We start from the raw sequence: 15,654 nt of genomic DNA, 5'->3' as shown, positions 1-15,654 counted from the left end.
GCGCCCTGGCCGGCGAATCACGCCGCCAATGTACGGGAGAAACCGCCACCGTCAGCGCGCTGATCCGGCGAAGAAGGTCCATGACGTCGAGCATGCCGGCCGGCGTGAGCAGCAGGATGAGTGCTCGTACTCATCTGCTGCCACCTGTGGCAGCATCGACGGTGCTGGGCGGGCCCGGCCGGGTGCTGGGGCAGATCGTTCTACAGGAGTACGCATGGCACTGGGACCCGTGCTGGTGGTTGGTCTCGATCCCGTGAGGATCCCAGGCTGGGATCCTGAGCCAGTCGTGGCGGCGATAGCACGGGGTCAGGCCCGCTTCGAGGATCATGGCGTTGAGGCCGACCTGTGCCTGGTGGCGCCCGACGACAACGCCGAGGCGGCGATCGTCGAGGCGCTGACCCGGAAGAACTACGCCTGCGTGGTGGTCGGCGGCGGTATCCGCAAGCACGAGCCGTTACTCCAGCTCTTCGAGCGGGTGGTCAACCTTGTCCGGCAGCATGCTCCGGGCGCGGCGATCGCCTTCAACAGCAGCCCGGAGGACACTGCCGACGCCGCACTGCGGTGGCTGCCGCGCAGTGGATAGGAGCACCGAGGTCGCTGATCCGCGCAGGTCCTGGCGGGCCGGATCGCGCAGCAGGTCAGATCACCCAGGCTTCGGGTAGCCGACGCCCCGACCACAGGACTGAGTGCCGGGCCTGGCGCAGGCGGTGGGCGGCCACCGACGACGATGGCCGCCGCGCTAGTCATCGCGGTGGCGTCACGCCTCCGACGGCGCCTCGGCCTGCTCGTCCCCGCTCGTGGGCTTCTCCACCTCGTCCGCCGCCTTCGGGGGCGCCGCGACCGTCCAGGAGAACTCGATCTCGACGGACAGCTCCGTTTCGCTCTCGCGCTCGATCTCCAGCTCACACCGGACGGTGTCGGCGACGGTCACCGCGCCCGCGGCGCCGTAGAAGATCCGCCCATCAGATTCCAACTGGTTCGCCAGTTGGCGCAGCCAGGCTGCCAGGTCGGCGCGTGACACGGTACGGGCGTCCTCGTAGATATCCATGCCGGCCATGCTGTCACTCCACAGAGGATGGTGAGGAAGGCGGGTAGAACGGCGTGTCAGCCGAGCACGTGATATGGATCTTGCGAGCCGAGGCGAGGTGCGGCCTGTCGCCACAAGCCGGTGCTGCCCGCCGGATAGGTTCGTCTCCGGTGGGTAAGCGGCGCGGGTGCCCGCGAAGCAGGAGCCGGCAGCCGACGAGGACCCGGCACCGCACGGGGAGTCTCGGGCTGGCCGAACGTCAGTCGACCTGCACCCGCGGGTGCAGCACGCGATACGCGCCCGCGTCTGGCGGTTACGTCTCTACGGGCTGCTCGCCGTGCAGGCCGGCATCGCGGCGGCGCTCGCCTGGTTCGTGGTCTACCACTTCCTGGGCAATTCGTCCCCGGTTGTCGCACCCACCACCGCGGTCGGCATCGTGGCTGCCTCGATGGGCTCACGACTGCGGCGCACCGTGGAGCTGCTGGCCGGGGTCACCCTCGGGCTCGCCGTGGGTGACACGCTCATGCCGTTCTTCGGCATCGGTGCCTGGCAGACCGGCGTGGTCGTCGTGCTGGCGATCATCGTCGCCGTGCTGCTCAAGGGTGGTGGTTCCCTGCTCACCCAGGCTGGCGGTACCGCGGTGCTCATCGCCACCCTGGAGCCGCCTGTGCGTGACCTGTCCATCCCCCGCTTCGTCGACGCCGCGGTCGGCGGGCTGATCGGGCTGGCGGTCGGTCTGCTGTTGGTGCCCATCCACCCGCGGCGGACGGTGCGGCGGCTGGTCGAACCCGTCCTTGATCCGGCTGTTGCGGCCCTGCACGGCCTGGCCGCGGCTCTGCGCCGTCGAGATCTTGGCGGGGCCGAGCAGAGTCTGGGCCGGTTGCGAGCCCTCGGCCCCCGGGTGACCGCGCTGAACGAAGGGCTCGACGCTTCCCAGGAAGTGGTGCGACTGGCGCCGCTGCGCTGGCGTGAACGCACGTCCCTGGCCTCCTACACCGGGGCGGTCCGACATATGGAGCGCAGCCTGTACAGCTCGCGGGCCCTCGCGAGGCGACTCACGAGAGCGCTCAAGGACGATGAGCCGATACCGGAGGAGTTTCCCGCGGCCGTCGACCTGCTGGCCGCCAGCATGCGGACGCTGAGATGCGCGATCCGCGCCGATGCTGAGCCGCGCGAGGCGCGCCAGCAGATCCTGACGGCCGTCGAGCTGGTCGGAAGGGCGCAGGGGGAGGCCGCGTCGAATCCCACCCGCCCGCACACCCACCGGTTGGGCTACTCGGGCATGATCGCCGCGGGTGAGTTCCGCACGGCCGCCCACGACCTGCTCATCGCCACCGGGTTGGATACGGACAGAGCGGCAGCACTGGTGCGGCAGTCGGTGGATCCGGACCGTCAGGGCTGAGCGGCGAGGTCTGCCCTGAACAGGCCGGTCGGCGGTGCGTGGTGGCCTTCCTTGACGGCCGAGTAGTCCCGGGCCTCGGCCACGAGGCCAGCCTCGTCGGAGCGCAGCAGGGTGCAGCCGGAGATGGTCAGGGGCTGCCCCTTCACATGGATCACCGCCCAGTACTCCACTGCTGCCGCGTCCCCGTTGACCTGCGGCTCGGCGAACCACACCTGAGCGGGGGTCCAGGTCCTGGCCCATCGTCGGGCCGCCTCTCGGGTGTCCACGCACGCCTCCTCTGCCAACCGGCACCTCAGGCCATCTGACCCCTGACATCCCAAGGCAGGGACGCTGTCTACTCCTGAGCCGCCAGCCTCGGCGGTGCGCTGCGACTCGTACGCCGCCTCCCAGCGGCCGTCGGCCTTGGCGGCCGCGACCTGTCGGGCCTGGCCGCGTGGTCGCCCACGGTCCACCTACCGCCGCTCCGCCTACTCGACGGCGAGGTCGAGCATCACGAGGTGCACCGGGTCAGCCACCACCTCGATGCCGATGATCCGATCGGTGACGATGAAGCTGAGCGCGAGGCGACCGCCGTCGCCCAGTTCCACGACCGCGCCCGGCAACCCGTCGACGTACGCCGGCACGGCGCCCTCGGCGCGGCCGTTGAAGAAGCCGGCGATGGCGGCCGAGCCGCGCGTCTCGGCGGCGGAGCCCAGGCCGGCGGCCACCGGGTCGGCGCGCATGACGACGTGCGGGTCGAGCAGGCTGACCAGATCGTCGAACCTGCCCTCGCGGGAGGCAGCGAGGAACGCCTCGACCACCCGTCGCTGACGCGTTGGGTCAACCTCCCGGAAGGTCCCGCCCTGGTGCACCCTCCGTCGGGCCCGGCTGGCGATCTGGCGGACGGCGACGGGGGTACGGTCCACCACGGCGGCGATCTCCTCGAACGAGACCGCGAACATGTCGTGTAACACGTACACGAACCGCTCGGTCGGCGCGAGGGTGTCGAGGACGACCAGGAGCGCTCGACCGATCGACTCGGCCAGCAGGGCCTCCCGTTCCGGGTCCACCGGGGCGGGGTCCGTCGGGTCGGGTTCCGGGCCGGCGTCGTCCCACGGCTGCTCGGGTCGGGCGGTCCGGGTGCGGAGCCGGTCCAGGCAGACCCGGCCAACGGTGGTCGTGAGCCAGCCGGGCAGGTTGTCGATGCCGGCGACGTCCGCCCGGCTGAGCCGCAACCAGGTGTCCTGAACGGCGTCCTCGGCCTCGGCGCCGGAGCCCAGCATCCGCTGGGCCACCGCCCACAGCCGTGGCCGGTTCTCCTCGAAGCGTCGCGCCAGCCGGTCCGCCTCGCTCATGACCTTTCCACCCCCGGACGCACGTGAGCGTTCCTGTGACCGTCGCCACATCTGTCACGCCGTCGGCTCGCCGGCCGACATTCCAGTGACACCAACCGGGGCGTCGCGCCGCGACAGACGCCGGGCAGCCTAACAGGACGGAACGACGAACATGATCATCGAACCGCGCATCCAGAACCCCGCCAACCTGCTGCCGGACGCCGTGAAGGCGATCAACCTGCTCTACAAGGCCGCGCATTCGGCCGGTGTGCCGGGCAGCACGCTGGAGTTGGTGCACCTGCGGGCCAGCCAGATCAACGGGTGCAGCGCCTGCGTCGACTCGGGCGCCCGGAGTGCCCGCAAGGCCGGCGAGACAGAGGAGCGGTTGTTCGCGGTGGCCGTCTGGAGGGAGACCCCGTACTTCACCGAGGCGGAACGTGCCGCGCTCGCGCTCGCGGAGGCCGCCACCAGGCTCGCCGACCGGGCCGACGCCGTGCCCGACGACGTCTGGGCGGAGGCGGCTCGGCACTTCGGCGAGAAGGAACTCGCCGCGATCGTGCTCTGGGTGGCCACCACAAACTTCTTCAATCGGATCAACGCCACCACCCGGCAGCCGGCGCCCCAGACGTGGGGCTGATCCAGTGACCCCCTCTGCCGTCAACTCTGAGTTAACGGCAGAGGGTGTCAGCGGGCGTGCTCACCAATCTCGGCCTGGAGAAGGCGGCGGTCGAGGCCGACCTGTCCGTCGCCCTCGCCGCCGCCGTGCCGATCGTGGATATCGACCACCGCCACGAAGTCGAGCACGTCCAGGTCAGGATCCCGTGCGCGACGCGAGGACATCGAGGTAGTGCGGGTTCGTCATGATGCCCAGCACGTTGCCGAACGGGTCGACCACGGCGGCGGTGACGAACCCCTCGTCTCCGTGTGGGGTGATCGGCTGGTACTCGGTGGCGCCCATCTCCAGCAGCCGTGCCACGGTGGCGTCGAGGTCGTCGACGTGCCAGTGCATGACGGCGCCACCGGGGCCGGTCGCCGCGCCGGGTGGCGCGTACCTGCGGTCGATGATGCCCAGTTCGGCCTGGTAGTCGCCGACGCGGAACTCGGTGTACGCCGGGCGTCCGTCGGGGCCGGACCGCAGGAAGTACGCCTCCTGGCCCAGGAACTGTGCGTACCACTCGGTGGCCGCTGCCACGTCGCTCGCCCAGATGTTGAACGTGGCGAATCCTCGCAGGCTCATTCCTCAATGACACCTCCACCCCGAGGGCCCTCCGTGTACCGCGCCGTTTCCCGGGTAGTCGCCGCCGTCGGCCTGACGAGGGCGGGAGCCGGCATGGAGACGACCTACCCGGCGGTGGATCAGCACGGCGGCCCACCTCGACGATCTGCTCGACGAGCAGCACTGACCGTTTGCGTCAGAACAGCGTCAGAGGCTCGACCGGTATCGGCTCCGGCAGCGCGTCCAGCTCGGGTACGCGTGCCCGTACCTCGTCGTGGAAGCGGCGGGCGAGCACGGGCGCCTCGCCGTTGTCCGGCGTGTGGATGAACATCGTCGGCGAGCGCCCCTCGCGCAGCCAGGTGACGGTGATGTCGATCCAGCGCTGCCACCCCTCGACAGTGCGCGCCGAGTCGTCGCGGCCGAGGTAGCGAACGATCGGCCGGTCGGTCAGCGCGAGCGACCGGAGCGGCACACGCGGTTTCTTGGTCCACGCGTCCCGCTCCGCGTCGCTGGTCGGTGGGCTCGCGAAGAACGCGGTCGTGTCGAAGGGGATCCACTCGGCTGACGCGGCGGCGAGGGTCGCCCCGAGCAGCCGGGTCGCGCGGGCGTCGGTGAAGAACGCGGGATGGCGGACCTCCACCGCGTACCGGTGAGCCTGCGGGAGTTGATCCAGGAAGCGGCTCAGGGCCGGGACGTCGGCGGGCGCGAACGAGCCGGGCAGCTGGATCCAGAGGGCGTGGGCGCGCGGGCCGAGCGGTTCGATCGCATCCAGGAAGGCATGCAGCGGTTCGCCGACGTCGGTGAGTCGGCGTTCATGTGTGATGACCTTGGGAAGCTTGAGGACGAACCGGAAATCGGGATCAGTCTGCGCGGCCCACGATGCCACGGTGTCCCGGGCCGGGGTCGCGTAGAACGTCGTGTTTCCCTCCACGGCGTCGCACCAGCTGGCGTAGTGCCGCAGGCGCTCCGCAGGCGGCAGCGGACGCGCCAACAGGCGACCCTGCCACAACCTGTGGGTCCACATCGCGCATCCCACGTGAAGACGCATGACCGCCCTTCCCGCGCTTGACCGGAGCCCACCGTATACGCGCGAACGGACGCGACCGGACCGACGGTACGACCGACGATCGTCAACTTTGGGTTGACGGAAAGGGTGCGTCAACTTATGGTTGACGCATGACAGAGCCTATCCAGATGAGCAACACCGTGAAGCTCGACGACCTGATCCAGGCGATCAAGAAGGTGCACACCGATGCGCTCGACCAGCTCACCGACGCGGTCATCGCCGCCGATCACCTCGGCGAGGTCGCCGATCACCTGATCGGGCACTTCGTCGACCAGGCCCGGCGCTCGGGCGCCTCCTGGACCGACATCGGTCGCAGCATGGGGGTCACCAAGCAGGCCGCCCAGAAGCGCTTCGTGCCGAAGCCGACCGACGCGGCGCTCGACCCGAACGACGGCTTCGGCCGATTCACCCCCCGGGCCCGCAACGTGGTCATGGCCTCGCAGGAGGAGGCCCGTGCCAGCGGAAACGCCGAGATCGGCCCCGAGCACCTGGTGCTGGGCCTGCTGGCCGAGCCGGAAGGGTTGGCCGCCAAGGTGATGGCTGGTCGGGGCGCCACTCCCGAGGCGGTGCGGGAGACGGTCGGCGCCGCCCTCCCGCCGTCGGCCGACCAGGTCCCGGACCTCATTCCGTACGACGCGCGCGGCAAGAAGGCGTTGGAGCTGACCTTCCGGGAGGCGCTGCGCCTCGGGCACAACTACATCGGCACCGAGCACATCCTGCTCGCCCTGCTGGAGCAGGAGGACGGTGCGGGCGTGCTCACTAACCTCGGCCTGGAGAAGGCGGCGGTCGAGGCCGACCTGTCTGCCGCCCTCGCCGCCGCGGTCGCGCCGAAGTGACCTTTCACGGTCAAAGGGTCGGGAAGCCGTAACGCAGGGCGTGCTCCGGATCGGCCGGGTCGATCTGGCGCACGCCCGCGTCGGCGAGGTGCTTGTTGACCTCGTCGAGCTGCTCGCGCACCAGTCGGGCCTCCTCCTCGGTGACCCGACCCCGGTGCGGCTTGCCGGCGTGCTCCAGCGTGCCGTAGTCAATTTTCTCGGTGCTCTTGCGGGCCTTGGGCGGGCGGACCCGCTCGGCCGTCCTCAACAGCCGTGCCATCGGCACGTCGGTGGCCATCGCGTCGAACTCACTGGCGGTCAGCACCACCCGGCGGGGCTCGCCGCCGCCGTGCCGATCGTGGATCTCCACCACCGCCACGTCCAGGGCGGCGTCGTCGATGTTCTCCACCTCGCCCGGGGTCGCGTCCAACTGCACGGGCCCGGCAACCAGGTCCGGGTGCTCCAGCACGACGATGCGGACCACCTCGTCGTCCTGCTGCAGAACCGTGCCGGTGAAGTCGGAGACGTGGATCGTCTTCTTGCCCATGCGCGGAGCTTCTCCTGTCGTAGGCCGGGATGCCGGACCACAAGAAATTACCCGACAGGTGTGCGAAAGCCGCCGCTGGACCTCCTCCGGTGTGTCGCTGCCCGGATGAACTCAGAGACTGCCCTTCGGGGCCACCCACTCGGTGGGTTGGCCGGTGACGGCGGTGATCCGGTCCTCCGTCAGCAGCGTCTCGAAATTTGACGACGGAATGGTGCGTCAGTGGGTGTTCATCTGGTGTCGACCGGAGCTGGCGGGAGGCAGCTTGTTCAGCCCGGCCCACGGCAGGACGTCGGGGCCGGCCCCGCGCGGGATCCGGTAGCGGGGTTGGGGAGGGATGCCCTCGGCGGTCTCCCCAGCCCGCCAGAGTCGCGCGGGGTCCTGGTGGTAGCGGTCGTTCGGCTGAATCGGCATGGCCCTACCGTCCCAAACAAAGGTGTCCAGGTATGGAAATAGATATGACGGTCGATCAGTGCACCTGGTTCCTGGAGCCCTGGCCCGCTCCGGGCCCTGCGGGATCGTCCGCCCGGTCGGGCCACCCGGCGTACGGTGATCAACGACGGCGGGGTGACGGGGGAGGTGCGCATGCTCGACCGGCGACTCCAACTGCACCTGGCCACCTGGCTCGGCCAGTGGCCGGCGGGGCCGGGGTTGCACGTGGTCGCCTCGCACCGGCGGGTCAAACCGGCCTGGGACGGCAGGCTACGCCCCGCGCTCGCCGTGGACACCGGGCAGAGCACCGTGCTCTCCGTGGCGCCGGACCGGGTGGCGGCCATCCGCGCGCTGGCCCGGCGCTCGCCGGATCGGCTGCTCGCCGCGCTTCCGGAGGCCGTCGGCCAGCCCGACTGGTGCGTCCACGACGGCCCCTTCCGGTGGAGCGTGGCACCCGCGCCGCTGCCCGAGGTGGGGGAGTGGACCGAACCGACGGCTCCCGGGCTGCCGCCCTGGCTACGGCTCTTCGACCGGCCCGTGTTGGTGGTCCGTGACCCGGGCGGCACCTACCTGGCCGGTGTGGGGATCAAACGGCATGACGCGTACGGGCAGGAGTTGGCCGTTGGCACCGCGCCGACCGCCGAGGGGCGCGGCCTCGCCCGCCGACTGGTGGCGCAGGCGGCGCGGCGGGTGCTCGACGAGGGTGCGGTGCCCACCTACCTGCACGAGCGGGACAACCACGCCTCGGCCCGGGTCGCCGACGCGGCCGGTTTCCCGGACCGGGGCTGGCGTGCCTACGGGGTCTACCCGCGCTGAGTCGGTCACCGAACCGGTAATGGGCGCGGACCGTGGATCCCGGGCCGGATCCACGGTCCGCAACCTCCCCCCAGGCCCCGGTTTCGGGTGTACCGGCCGCGCTCTGTGCGGGCCGGTACGTGTCGATCACGCTACGTATCGAAGAGGTTCGGGGCAAGGTTCCAGCTGTCGGTTCGGAGTGTCGAAAAGTGGACTTGACCTGCTGCTTCGCTGGTTGAGCGTGCCGGCCCGGTCAGTGACGTAGCGTGCGAATCAGGTCGAGCACCTGTTGGGTCACGGGGCGGAGGACCCGGAGCCGGGACAGCGCCACGAGCCGGTCGATCAGTGGCACGACCCCGTCGATCAACTGGCGGGTCTTGGTCTGGCCCGGCGATCGGTCGTGCACCCAGTAGAGGACCACGCCCATGTAGGCGAGCCAGAGCAGCTCGGGTAGCTGTGGGCGCAGCTCGGCGTCGACCTTCGCGGTCGAGCCCGTCAGCACCTCGGCGAAGAGCTCGATGGCCGCCTGTCGGGGGCCGGAGGACTCCGCGGAGAAGGGGCTCAGCGGGGAGGTGGGCTCGGCCGCCGTCTTGAAGAAGGTCGCCGCGAATCCGTGCGACGGCGTCAACACGTCGATCCCCGCGTGCAGCACTCCGGCCAACCGGGGACCGAACGCCTCCTCCCGATCGAGCACGGGCTGCGCGGCGGCCCGGTGCTCGACCTGGGACTGGGCGTAGAACTCCTGGATCAGGTGGTCCTTGGAACCGAAGTAGTAGTAGGCGTTGCCGACCGCCACGCCGGCCTCCTGCGCGATAGCCCGCATGGTGGTCTGGGCGTAACCGCGCTCACGGAACAGCCGCATCGCGGTGTCCCGGATCAGCTGCCGGGTCTGCTCACCTCGGGCGGTGGCAGGGTCACCCGCAGCGGTCGTCGGCGCAGGCTGCTCGGTCATCGGGGCCACCGTATCCCGCCAGTTCGTCTGTCGGCTCGGCGCGCGGGTCGCGGACCCGCTCCCGTATCGCCGCAGCGGCGGCCACCGTCTGCCGGGCGAGCGGCAGCAGGTGCGGTCGGGCCAGCCGCTCGGCCATGGACCGATGGTCGGCCAGCGCCCAGAGGCAGGCGAACCAGGCGCCGTCGCCCGCGTACACCTCGCCGGTGTCGGCGATCACGGTGAGGTCGCGCAGCGTCGCGTCGTGGTCCAGGGCGGGGAAGCGCCGCCGGGCCTCGGCGGACCCGGCCGGCACGAACTCCAGGGGTACGAGCTGGGCGCGGGACGCCAACCATCGGCGGGCGGCGCGGCAGAGCGGGCAGGCCGCGTCGAACAGGACGGTGAACTCCCGGATCCCACCGCCGGACTGAGCGGTGGGATCCGGGAGTCGGCCGATGCCATCGGACGGTGGCACGGTCATCGGGTCGGTGGGTTGATCGGCGGGCCGGCGCTCGGCTGCGGGCCGGCCGGGTTCGGGCCGGTCGGCTGTGGTCCGACCGGGTAGGCGCCGACCGGCTGTGCTCCGGCCGGGTACGCGCCGACCAGCTGCGATCCGTGTGGGGTGGACGGCATGGGGAGCCGGCCGATCGGGGCGATGGGCGGGTGGGTGGCGAGCTGGCGGAGTCGGTTTCGGCGGTAGCGGCCCAGTGCGAAGACGTTGAAGAAGTGCAGTGCACCGAGCACCAGGAGCACAAAGCCGATCTTGAGGGACAGCTCCTCCATTGCCTGGCTGGTGGAACGCACCGGGTCGGGGTGCTTCATCGCCACCGTGACGTAGCCGAAATTGAGCAGGTAGAAGCCGACCACCAGGAGGCTGTTGACCGCTCGGGCGAGCCGTTCCTCGGCGAACACCTCCTCGAGAAAGACCTGCCCGTTGCGCGACAGTGCCCGAGCCACCCAGATGGTCAGGCCGATGCTGACCGCGAGGTAGATCACGTACATCCAGACCTTGAGGTCCATGCGGATGCCCTTCTTGAACGTGTTCAACTACCGACGGCGTCAGCGTAGAACAGGTTTTGAACATGTTCAAGAGTTGGCCACGGGTGACCGTGGACGCGGCTCAGCCGGCCAGACCGAGCGCCTCGGCAGCCGCCCGACCGTTGGCGTGGCTCGCGCCGTACGTGGTGACGAAGGCGCGTACGCCCGCCGGGCGCCACTGTGCCGGCCAGCCCATCTCCACCACGGTCACCGGATGCTGGGCTGCCAGGCCGGCGATCAGCTCCGGGCCGCCCGGCAGCCGGTGCAGGTGCCGCCCGACCAGCACGATGGGACGGTCACCGGCCAACCCGCGCAGCGTCGCCGGGTCGGTCTCGGCGGCGATCACGCGGACCTCCTGCACCCCGTCCAGGTGTGGACCGAGGCCCCACGGCACCCGACCCTCGGCGATCGTCGACTCGGTGTGCAGCTGCACCACCAGTGGTCGGTCCAGGCCGGTGAGCACCCCGTCCACTCGGACCGCTCGGCGCGCTGCCGCGTACCCCAGCTCGGTGTCTCCGGTGGCTGGCGACCCGCCACCGGCCCGGGTCCAGGCGGCGAGCTCGGCGGCGCGGCCGGCTGCCTCCTCGACCCGCGCGGTCGTCAACCGGCCGTCGGTGAGGGCGTCGACGATCTCGGCGGCCACCCGCTCGACCAGCTCGGCGTCGACCTTCGCGCCGATGCAGAGCAGGTCGGCGCCGGCGGCCAGGGCGCGGACCGCGGCTGGCCCGACCCCTCCGGCAGCCACGGCGGCGCCCTTCATCTCCAGCGCGTCGGTGATGACGGCGCCGGTGAAGCCGTACTCGGTGCGGAGCAGGTCGACCAGGACGGCCCGGCTGAAGGTGGCCGGGTCGGCGCCGGTCAGCGCCGGCACCCGGATGTGTGCGGTCATCACGGCGCGTGCCCCGGCGGCGACGACCGCCGCGAACGGCGGTAGGTCCCGCTGGCGCAGCAGGCCCAGTGGAGCGTCCACGGTGGGCAGCTCGTGGTGGGAGTCGGTGACAGTGGCGCCGTGCCCGGGGAAGTGCTTGGCGCAGGCGGCCACACCGGCGGCCTGCAACCCGGAAACGGCGGCGGCCGCGTGGGCGGCCACCCGCACCGGGTCCGCGCCGAACGACCTCGTGCCGATCACCGGGTTGTCGTCGGCGGTGTTCACGTCCACGGTCGGGGCGAGGTTGACGGTGATGCCGAGCGCGGCCAGCTCGGCGCCGATCGACTGATAGACCCGCCGGGTGAGTGCCACGTCGCCGATCGCGCCGAGGGCGGCATTGCCGGGGTACGGGCTGCCGGTGGCGTGCGCCAGCCGGGTCACGTCGCCACCCTCCTCGTCGATGGCAATCAGCACATCGGGCCGGCCGGCGCGCAGTGCGGCGGTGCTCGCCGCCACCTGGGCGGGGTCATGCACGTTGGTGCCGAACAGGGTGTGCCCGGCCAGCCCGTCGGCCAGCAGGTCGACCGCCCAGCCCGGCGGGACCGGTCCCGGGTATGCGGCGAGCAGCGTGCCCAGCGCCAGCCGGCGCAGTTCTGGATCCAGCCCCACGTGATCTTCCCCCTTCGGTGCCCCGCGGGTACGAAACGTCGTACCGGTGGTGGTCTTCGCCCTGCCGAGTCGGCCGAGCGCCCCACCTCAGGGTGGCCGTTACGCTACGGCTACCCGTTCGCAGGTCGGTTTACAGTTAGCAAAGTTTACTAAAACTAGAGGACGTGTCATGAGTGCGACCCGGCTGCCCGGCACCCCCCGCCTGTTGCGGGCGCTCAACGACCGTGCCGCGCTGGAGCTGCTCCTCGAACGCGGCCCCCTGACCCGGGCCCGGCTCGGCGAGCTGACCGGGCTGTCCAAGGTCACCGCCTCGCAACTGGTCGAGCGGTTGGAGGAGCGCGGCCTGGTCACTCGGGTCGGCGAGCAGGCCGGCGGGCGGGGGCCGAACGCCCAGCTCTACGCCGTCCGCCCGAGCAGCGCACACGTGGTCGGCGTGAACGTCGGGCCGGACCGGGTGGTGGCCGTGTGTGCCGACATCACCGGCGCGATCATCGGCCGCGTGGAGCAGTCGACCCGGGACACCGACGACCCGGTGGGCGTGGTGCACAACGCCGTGGTGCAGGCCGCGAGCAGCGCCCAGGCGCAGCTGAGCAGCGTACGACGGATCGTGCTCGGCACGCCGGGCCTGGTCGATCCCCAGACCGGCGACATCACGTTCGCCTTCAACCTGCCGCGCTGGCACAGCGGCCTGCTCGCCGCGTTGCGGGACGACCTGCACACCCCGGTGGTCTTCGAGAACGACGTCAACCTGGCCGCGGTGGCCGAGGCGCAGTCCGGCGCCGCACAGGGGCTGGCCGATTTCGTGCTGGTCTGGGTGGGTGCCGGCCTCGGCCTGGCGATCATGCTGGGTGGGCGACTGCATCGCGGCAGCAGCGGTGCGGCCGGTGAGATCGGCTACCTGCCGGTGCCCGGGGCAGCCATCCCGCGTGACGTCTCCCGCCGCGCCAAACCGCCCTTCCAGCAGCTGATCGGCCTGGACTCGGTGCGCGCGGTGGCCCGCGAGCACGGCTACCCGGACGCCGACGCCGCCGAGGCGGTCCGCGCGGCGGTCGCGGCCGGCGCCGACGGTGGCCCGATGCTCGACGAGCTGGCCCGTCGGCTCGCGCTGGGCGTGGCCAGCACCTGCGTGGTGCTCGACCCGCCGTTGGTGGTGCTTGCCGGCGAGGTGGGCCAGGCCGGTGGTGCCGCGCTCGCCGACCGGGTGCAGCAGGAGGTCGCAGCGATCACCCTGGTCCGACCTCGGGTGGTGCCGACCGGGCTGACCGAGGAGCCGATTCTGCACGGCGCGCTGCGCACCGCGCTGGACGCCGTACGCGACGAGGTGTTCGGCTCCACCGTCGGCTGAGCCCGCTGCGGCGGCCATGTGAAGGAATATTTCATCGCATGTCGGCGAGTTGCAAGCTCTTGCCGTGCTCCGCTCCGGTCCACCGGGCAGCCCGCGGCTGGGCGGGCGGCCCGGTGGACCGCGACTCAGATCAGGTCGCGGCGGCGGAACACGGCGAACGCCGCCGCGGTCAGCCCGCCCGTGAGCACGAGCAGCACCAGCAGCGCCGGCCCCCAGGTCAGGCTGTAGAAGCCCCCGCAGTAACCGTTGCCGGAGTTGCCGGCACAGACCTGCGGGTCGAAGAACCGCGCCTCACCGGTGAGCCACGCGCCGATGTGGCTGGAGAGCATCAGTTGGTCCGGCCGGCGGGCATCGACGATCTCCAGGACCAGGCGGCCGCCCAACTCCCACACCACCGCGTACGCGGCTGCCGCCCCCAGCGCCGCTGACGTGTGCCGCCCCAGCGTGGCGATCGCGAAACCCAGCGCGGAAGCCAGCAACACCAACACCAGGCCACGGCCGTGCACCGCGCCGAGTGACCGCCAGAAGTCACCATCCAACCGGCCAGGCAACCCGGCGGTCTGCCCGATCACCCAGAACGTGGCGAGGTAGGCCGCCGACGCCAGCAGGGCCAGGACCAGCACCGTGCCGAGCAGGGTGCCCAACTTGGCCGCCAGCACCGTCAACCGGCGCGGTCGCCACAGCAGCAGGTTCACCACGCCGCCGGAGTTCAGGTCAGCGCCGATGTAGGAGGCACCCACCAGGAACCCGAACAGCACCAGGAACGCGATGAGGAAATAGAGCAGCGGGAGCGCCTGCTGGGCGAAGCTGAACACCCCCGGCAGGAAGTCGGCGGCGATCGGCAGCCGGTCCTGCCGGATCGGGTCGATCTCCGAGCAGTCGGCGGGGAGGTACCCCTCCGTGTCGCTCGGCGGGAGCGTCCCATCCTTGCGGGCCAGGCACTGCTGGAAGGCGGTCTCCATGCTCCGCCGCGCCTCGGAGGCCTGCGCCCGCGCCGAGCTCAGCTCGTCCGCGTTCGGCTTGTGAGAGCCAGCCAGCGTGGTCGCCGCGGTGACGGCGAACGCCAAGGCCAGCAGGACGACCATGAGCTGCACGAAGCGGCGCGCGGACAGCCGCTCCAACTCGGCACGAACCAGGTTCACGCGCCCACTCCCCGATCGAGATTGATCACAGCATCGCCCTGATCGGCGTACGGCAGCGCCGAGTCGTCGACCTGCCGGGGCACCGACAGATGCTCGTACGCACCCGTCAGCTCCAGGAAGACGCTCTCCAGATCCGGCCGAAGCGGCGTCAGCTCGCCCACCCACAGCCCCTGCTCGCCGAGCACCCGGCTGACCACCGTCGGGTCGCTCACCCCGCTCACCACCAGTGCCTCGCCGTCGACGACCGCCGTCAGCTCGGCCGCGTGCAGCAGCTCGACGGCGCGCTCCGGCTCGGCCACCCGCACCAGGAACTCGTGCCGGTCGTAGCCCGCCAGCACCTCGTCCACCCGGCCGGCCGCCACCCGCCGCCCCTGCGAGATGATCGTGACGTGGTCACAGATCAGCTGGATCTCGCCCAGGATGTGGCTGGACACCAGCACGGTCACCCCGGTCGCCGCCAGCGACCGCATCAGGTCCCGCATCTCGCGGATGCCCGCCGGGTCCAGCCCGTTCGCCGGCTCGTCCAGAATGAGCAACTGCGGGTCCTTCAGCAGCGCGGACGCCACCGCGAGGCGCTGCTTCATGCCCAGCGAGTAACCCTTCACCCGCTCATCGCCCCGGTCGCGCAGACCCACCAGATCCAGCGCCTCGTCCACCCGCGAGACCGGAACCCCACCGGCACGGGCCAACAACCGCAGGGTGCGGTACCCGGTGAAGTTGCCGAAGAACTGCGGGCTCTCCACGATGGCGCCGACCTTGCCCGCCACCCGGGGCAGCAGCTCCGGCGACGGTTCGCCCAGCACGGTCATCCGACCGCTGTCGGCGCGTACCAGCCCCAGCAGGGCGCGCAGGGTCGTGGTCTTGCCGGAGCCGTTGGGGCCCAGGAAACCGTGGATCTGGCCCGCCTCGACCAGCAGGTCGAACCCGTCCACCGCCACGCGTCGGCCGCTGCGCACGCTGTGGAAGGTCTTGCGCAGACCCTCGATCTCGATGACCGCGCTCATCCGCGCGACTCCGTACCTCGACGGGGCATGGGCCGTCCTCCGGGTGTGGT

At 71.2% G+C, this 15,654-nt stretch carries 19 protein-coding genes; 6 read left to right on the top strand and 13 right to left on the bottom strand.

What is annotated here, in order from left to right:
• Nucleotides 1-214: 214 nt before the first annotated feature.
• The gene (locus tag ABZS37_RS20120) at nt 215-583 is read left to right on the top strand and encodes a hypothetical protein (RefSeq protein ID WP_355170981.1); all 369 of its coding nucleotides are present in this window, start codon (nt 215-217) and stop codon (nt 581-583) included.
• Nucleotides 584-757: 174 nt separating this feature from the next.
• On the opposite strand, the gene ABZS37_RS20115 is transcribed toward ABZS37_RS20120, so the two are convergent.
• Complete coding sequence (locus ABZS37_RS20115; protein WP_355170979.1) at nt 758-1,048, bottom strand: amphi-Trp domain-containing protein; 291 nt, start codon at nt 1,046-1,048, stop codon at nt 758-760.
• A gap of 166 nt (nt 1,049-1,214) precedes the next feature.
• On the opposite strand from ABZS37_RS20115, the gene ABZS37_RS20110 reads away from it, so the two are divergent.
• Nucleotides 1,215-2,429, top strand: coding sequence for an FUSC family protein (locus ABZS37_RS20110; protein ID WP_355170977.1), 1,215 nt, complete (start codon nt 1,215-1,217; stop codon nt 2,427-2,429).
• Here ABZS37_RS20110 and ABZS37_RS20105 read toward each other — a convergent pair.
• Both ABZS37_RS20105 and ABZS37_RS20100 read right to left on the bottom strand, forming a co-directional pair.
• Nucleotides 2,420-2,695 (bottom strand): hypothetical protein, encoded by a 276-nt coding sequence (locus tag ABZS37_RS20105; RefSeq protein ID WP_355170975.1) that lies wholly within the window; start codon nt 2,693-2,695, stop codon nt 2,420-2,422. The genes ABZS37_RS20110 and ABZS37_RS20105 overlap by 10 nt on opposite strands.
• 201 nt (nt 2,696-2,896) lie before the next feature.
• On the bottom strand, nt 2,897-3,763 hold the full coding sequence (locus tag ABZS37_RS20100; RefSeq protein ID WP_355170973.1) for a sigma-70 family RNA polymerase sigma factor: 867 nt from the start codon (nt 3,761-3,763) through the stop codon (nt 2,897-2,899).
• 151 nt (nt 3,764-3,914) lie between these two features.
• Between ABZS37_RS20100 and ABZS37_RS20095 the strand changes: the two genes are divergently transcribed.
• Nucleotides 3,915-4,379 carry a carboxymuconolactone decarboxylase family protein gene (locus tag ABZS37_RS20095; protein ID WP_355170971.1) on the top strand — a complete coding sequence of 155 codons (465 nt, stop codon included), beginning with the start codon at nt 3,915-3,917 and terminating at the stop codon, nt 4,377-4,379.
• A 174-nt stretch (nt 4,380-4,553) separates the two neighbouring features.
• On the opposite strand, the gene ABZS37_RS20090 is transcribed toward ABZS37_RS20095, so the two are convergent.
• Both ABZS37_RS20090 and ABZS37_RS20085 read right to left on the bottom strand, forming a co-directional pair.
• Nucleotides 4,554-4,979 carry a VOC family protein gene (locus ABZS37_RS20090; protein ID WP_355170969.1) on the bottom strand — a complete coding sequence of 142 codons (426 nt, stop codon included), beginning with the start codon at nt 4,977-4,979 and terminating at the stop codon, nt 4,554-4,556.
• A 175-nt stretch (nt 4,980-5,154) separates the two neighbouring features.
• The gene (locus ABZS37_RS20085) at nt 5,155-5,982 is read right to left on the bottom strand and encodes a DUF72 domain-containing protein (RefSeq protein ID WP_355170967.1); all 828 of its coding nucleotides are present in this window, start codon (nt 5,980-5,982) and stop codon (nt 5,155-5,157) included.
• A gap of 152 nt (nt 5,983-6,134) precedes the next feature.
• Here ABZS37_RS20085 and ABZS37_RS20080 point away from each other — a divergent pair, with 152 nt between their 5' ends.
• Complete coding sequence (locus ABZS37_RS20080) at nt 6,135-6,860, top strand: Clp protease N-terminal domain-containing protein (RefSeq protein WP_355170965.1); 726 nt, start codon at nt 6,135-6,137, stop codon at nt 6,858-6,860.
• 10 nt (nt 6,861-6,870) lie between these two features.
• On the opposite strand, the gene ABZS37_RS20075 is transcribed toward ABZS37_RS20080, so the two are convergent.
• Entirely contained in the window at nt 6,871-7,386 is a 516-nt protein-coding gene (locus ABZS37_RS20075) for a hypothetical protein (RefSeq protein WP_355170963.1), read from the bottom strand.
• Nucleotides 7,387-7,602: 216 nt separating this feature from the next.
• On the bottom strand, nt 7,603-7,797 hold the full coding sequence (locus tag ABZS37_RS20070) for a DNA repair protein (protein WP_355170961.1): 195 nt from the start codon (nt 7,795-7,797) through the stop codon (nt 7,603-7,605).
• Nucleotides 7,798-7,968: 171 nt separating this feature from the next.
• On the opposite strand from ABZS37_RS20070, the gene ABZS37_RS20065 reads away from it, so the two are divergent.
• Nucleotides 7,969-8,631, top strand: a complete 663-nt coding sequence (locus tag ABZS37_RS20065; RefSeq protein ID WP_355170959.1) for a GNAT family N-acetyltransferase — start codon at nt 7,969-7,971, stop codon at nt 8,629-8,631.
• A 232-nt stretch (nt 8,632-8,863) separates the two neighbouring features.
• Here the strand turns inward: ABZS37_RS20065 and ABZS37_RS20060 are convergent, their stop codons facing one another.
• The 4 genes from ABZS37_RS20060 to ABZS37_RS20045 form a co-directional block, all read right to left on the bottom strand.
• Nucleotides 8,864-9,562, bottom strand: a complete 699-nt coding sequence (locus tag ABZS37_RS20060; RefSeq protein ID WP_355170957.1) for a TetR family transcriptional regulator — start codon at nt 9,560-9,562, stop codon at nt 8,864-8,866.
• Nucleotides 9,525-10,019, bottom strand: a complete 495-nt coding sequence (locus ABZS37_RS20055) for a DCC1-like thiol-disulfide oxidoreductase family protein (protein WP_355170955.1) — start codon at nt 10,017-10,019, stop codon at nt 9,525-9,527. The genes ABZS37_RS20060 and ABZS37_RS20055 overlap by 38 nt, the downstream gene beginning before the upstream one ends.
• Nucleotides 10,016-10,585 carry a hypothetical protein gene (locus ABZS37_RS20050; RefSeq protein ID WP_355170953.1) on the bottom strand — a complete coding sequence of 190 codons (570 nt, stop codon included), beginning with the start codon at nt 10,583-10,585 and terminating at the stop codon, nt 10,016-10,018. Before ABZS37_RS20050 ends, ABZS37_RS20055 begins: the two co-directional genes overlap by 4 nt.
• A 73-nt stretch (nt 10,586-10,658) precedes the next feature.
• Nucleotides 10,659-12,113 (bottom strand): glycoside hydrolase family 3 N-terminal domain-containing protein, encoded by a 1,455-nt coding sequence (locus ABZS37_RS20045; RefSeq protein WP_355170951.1) that lies wholly within the window; start codon nt 12,111-12,113, stop codon nt 10,659-10,661.
• Between the two features lie 169 nt (nt 12,114-12,282).
• Between ABZS37_RS20045 and ABZS37_RS20040 the strand changes: the two genes are divergently transcribed.
• Nucleotides 12,283-13,458, top strand: a complete 1,176-nt coding sequence (locus ABZS37_RS20040; protein ID WP_355170949.1) for an ROK family transcriptional regulator — start codon at nt 12,283-12,285, stop codon at nt 13,456-13,458.
• Between the two features lie 125 nt (nt 13,459-13,583).
• Here ABZS37_RS20040 and ABZS37_RS20035 read toward each other — a convergent pair whose 3' ends face one another.
• Together ABZS37_RS20035 and ABZS37_RS20030 are read right to left on the bottom strand one after the other, a co-directional pair.
• The gene (locus ABZS37_RS20035) at nt 13,584-14,600 is read right to left on the bottom strand and encodes an ABC transporter permease subunit (protein WP_355170947.1); all 1,017 of its coding nucleotides are present in this window, start codon (nt 14,598-14,600) and stop codon (nt 13,584-13,586) included.
• A complete protein-coding gene (locus ABZS37_RS20030) occupies nt 14,597-15,604 on the bottom strand; it encodes an ATP-binding cassette domain-containing protein (protein WP_355170945.1) in 1,008 nt (335 codons plus the stop codon). The genes ABZS37_RS20035 and ABZS37_RS20030 overlap by 4 nt, the downstream gene beginning before the upstream one ends.
• Nucleotides 15,605-15,654 lie beyond the last annotated feature (50 nt).

Source organism: Micromonospora sp. NPDC005413, from assembly GCF_040606435.1.
In the GTDB taxonomy this organism is placed as follows: domain Bacteria; phylum Actinomycetota; class Actinomycetes; order Mycobacteriales; family Micromonosporaceae; genus Micromonospora.
This window is presented reverse-complemented; position numbering and strand designations above follow the sequence as displayed.

Excerpts from the sequence above, each read along its gene's own strand:
- ABZS37_RS20070 (WP_355170961.1), bottom strand. The coding sequence starts at position 7,797 with ATGCCGATTCAGCCGAACGACCGCTACCACCAGGACCCCGCGCGACTC.
- ABZS37_RS20075 (WP_355170963.1), bottom strand. The coding sequence starts at position 7,386 with ATGGGCAAGAAGACGATCCACGTCTCCGACTTCACCGGCACGGTTCTG.
- ABZS37_RS20030 (WP_355170945.1), bottom strand. The coding sequence starts at position 15,604 with ATGAGCGCGGTCATCGAGATCGAGGGTCTGCGCAAGACCTTCCACAGC.
- ABZS37_RS20095 (WP_355170971.1), top strand. The coding sequence starts at position 3,915 with ATGATCATCGAACCGCGCATCCAGAACCCCGCCAACCTGCTGCCGGAC.
- ABZS37_RS20055 (WP_355170955.1), bottom strand. The coding sequence starts at position 10,019 with ATGACCGTGCCACCGTCCGATGGCATCGGCCGACTCCCGGATCCCACC.
- ABZS37_RS20115 (WP_355170979.1), bottom strand. The coding sequence starts at position 1,048 with ATGGATATCTACGAGGACGCCCGTACCGTGTCACGCGCCGACCTGGCA.
- ABZS37_RS20080 (WP_355170965.1), top strand. The coding sequence starts at position 6,135 with ATGACAGAGCCTATCCAGATGAGCAACACCGTGAAGCTCGACGACCTG.
- ABZS37_RS20100 (WP_355170973.1), bottom strand. The coding sequence starts at position 3,763 with ATGAGCGAGGCGGACCGGCTGGCGCGACGCTTCGAGGAGAACCGGCCA.
- ABZS37_RS20120 (WP_355170981.1), top strand. The coding sequence starts at position 215 with ATGGCACTGGGACCCGTGCTGGTGGTTGGTCTCGATCCCGTGAGGATC.
- ABZS37_RS20060 (WP_355170957.1), bottom strand. The coding sequence starts at position 9,562 with ATGACCGAGCAGCCTGCGCCGACGACCGCTGCGGGTGACCCTGCCACC.
- ABZS37_RS20090 (WP_355170969.1), bottom strand. The coding sequence starts at position 4,979 with ATGAGCCTGCGAGGATTCGCCACGTTCAACATCTGGGCGAGCGACGTG.
- ABZS37_RS20065 (WP_355170959.1), top strand. The coding sequence starts at position 7,969 with ATGCTCGACCGGCGACTCCAACTGCACCTGGCCACCTGGCTCGGCCAG.
- ABZS37_RS20085 (WP_355170967.1), bottom strand. The coding sequence starts at position 5,982 with ATGTGGACCCACAGGTTGTGGCAGGGTCGCCTGTTGGCGCGTCCGCTG.
- ABZS37_RS20040 (WP_355170949.1), top strand. The coding sequence starts at position 12,283 with ATGAGTGCGACCCGGCTGCCCGGCACCCCCCGCCTGTTGCGGGCGCTC.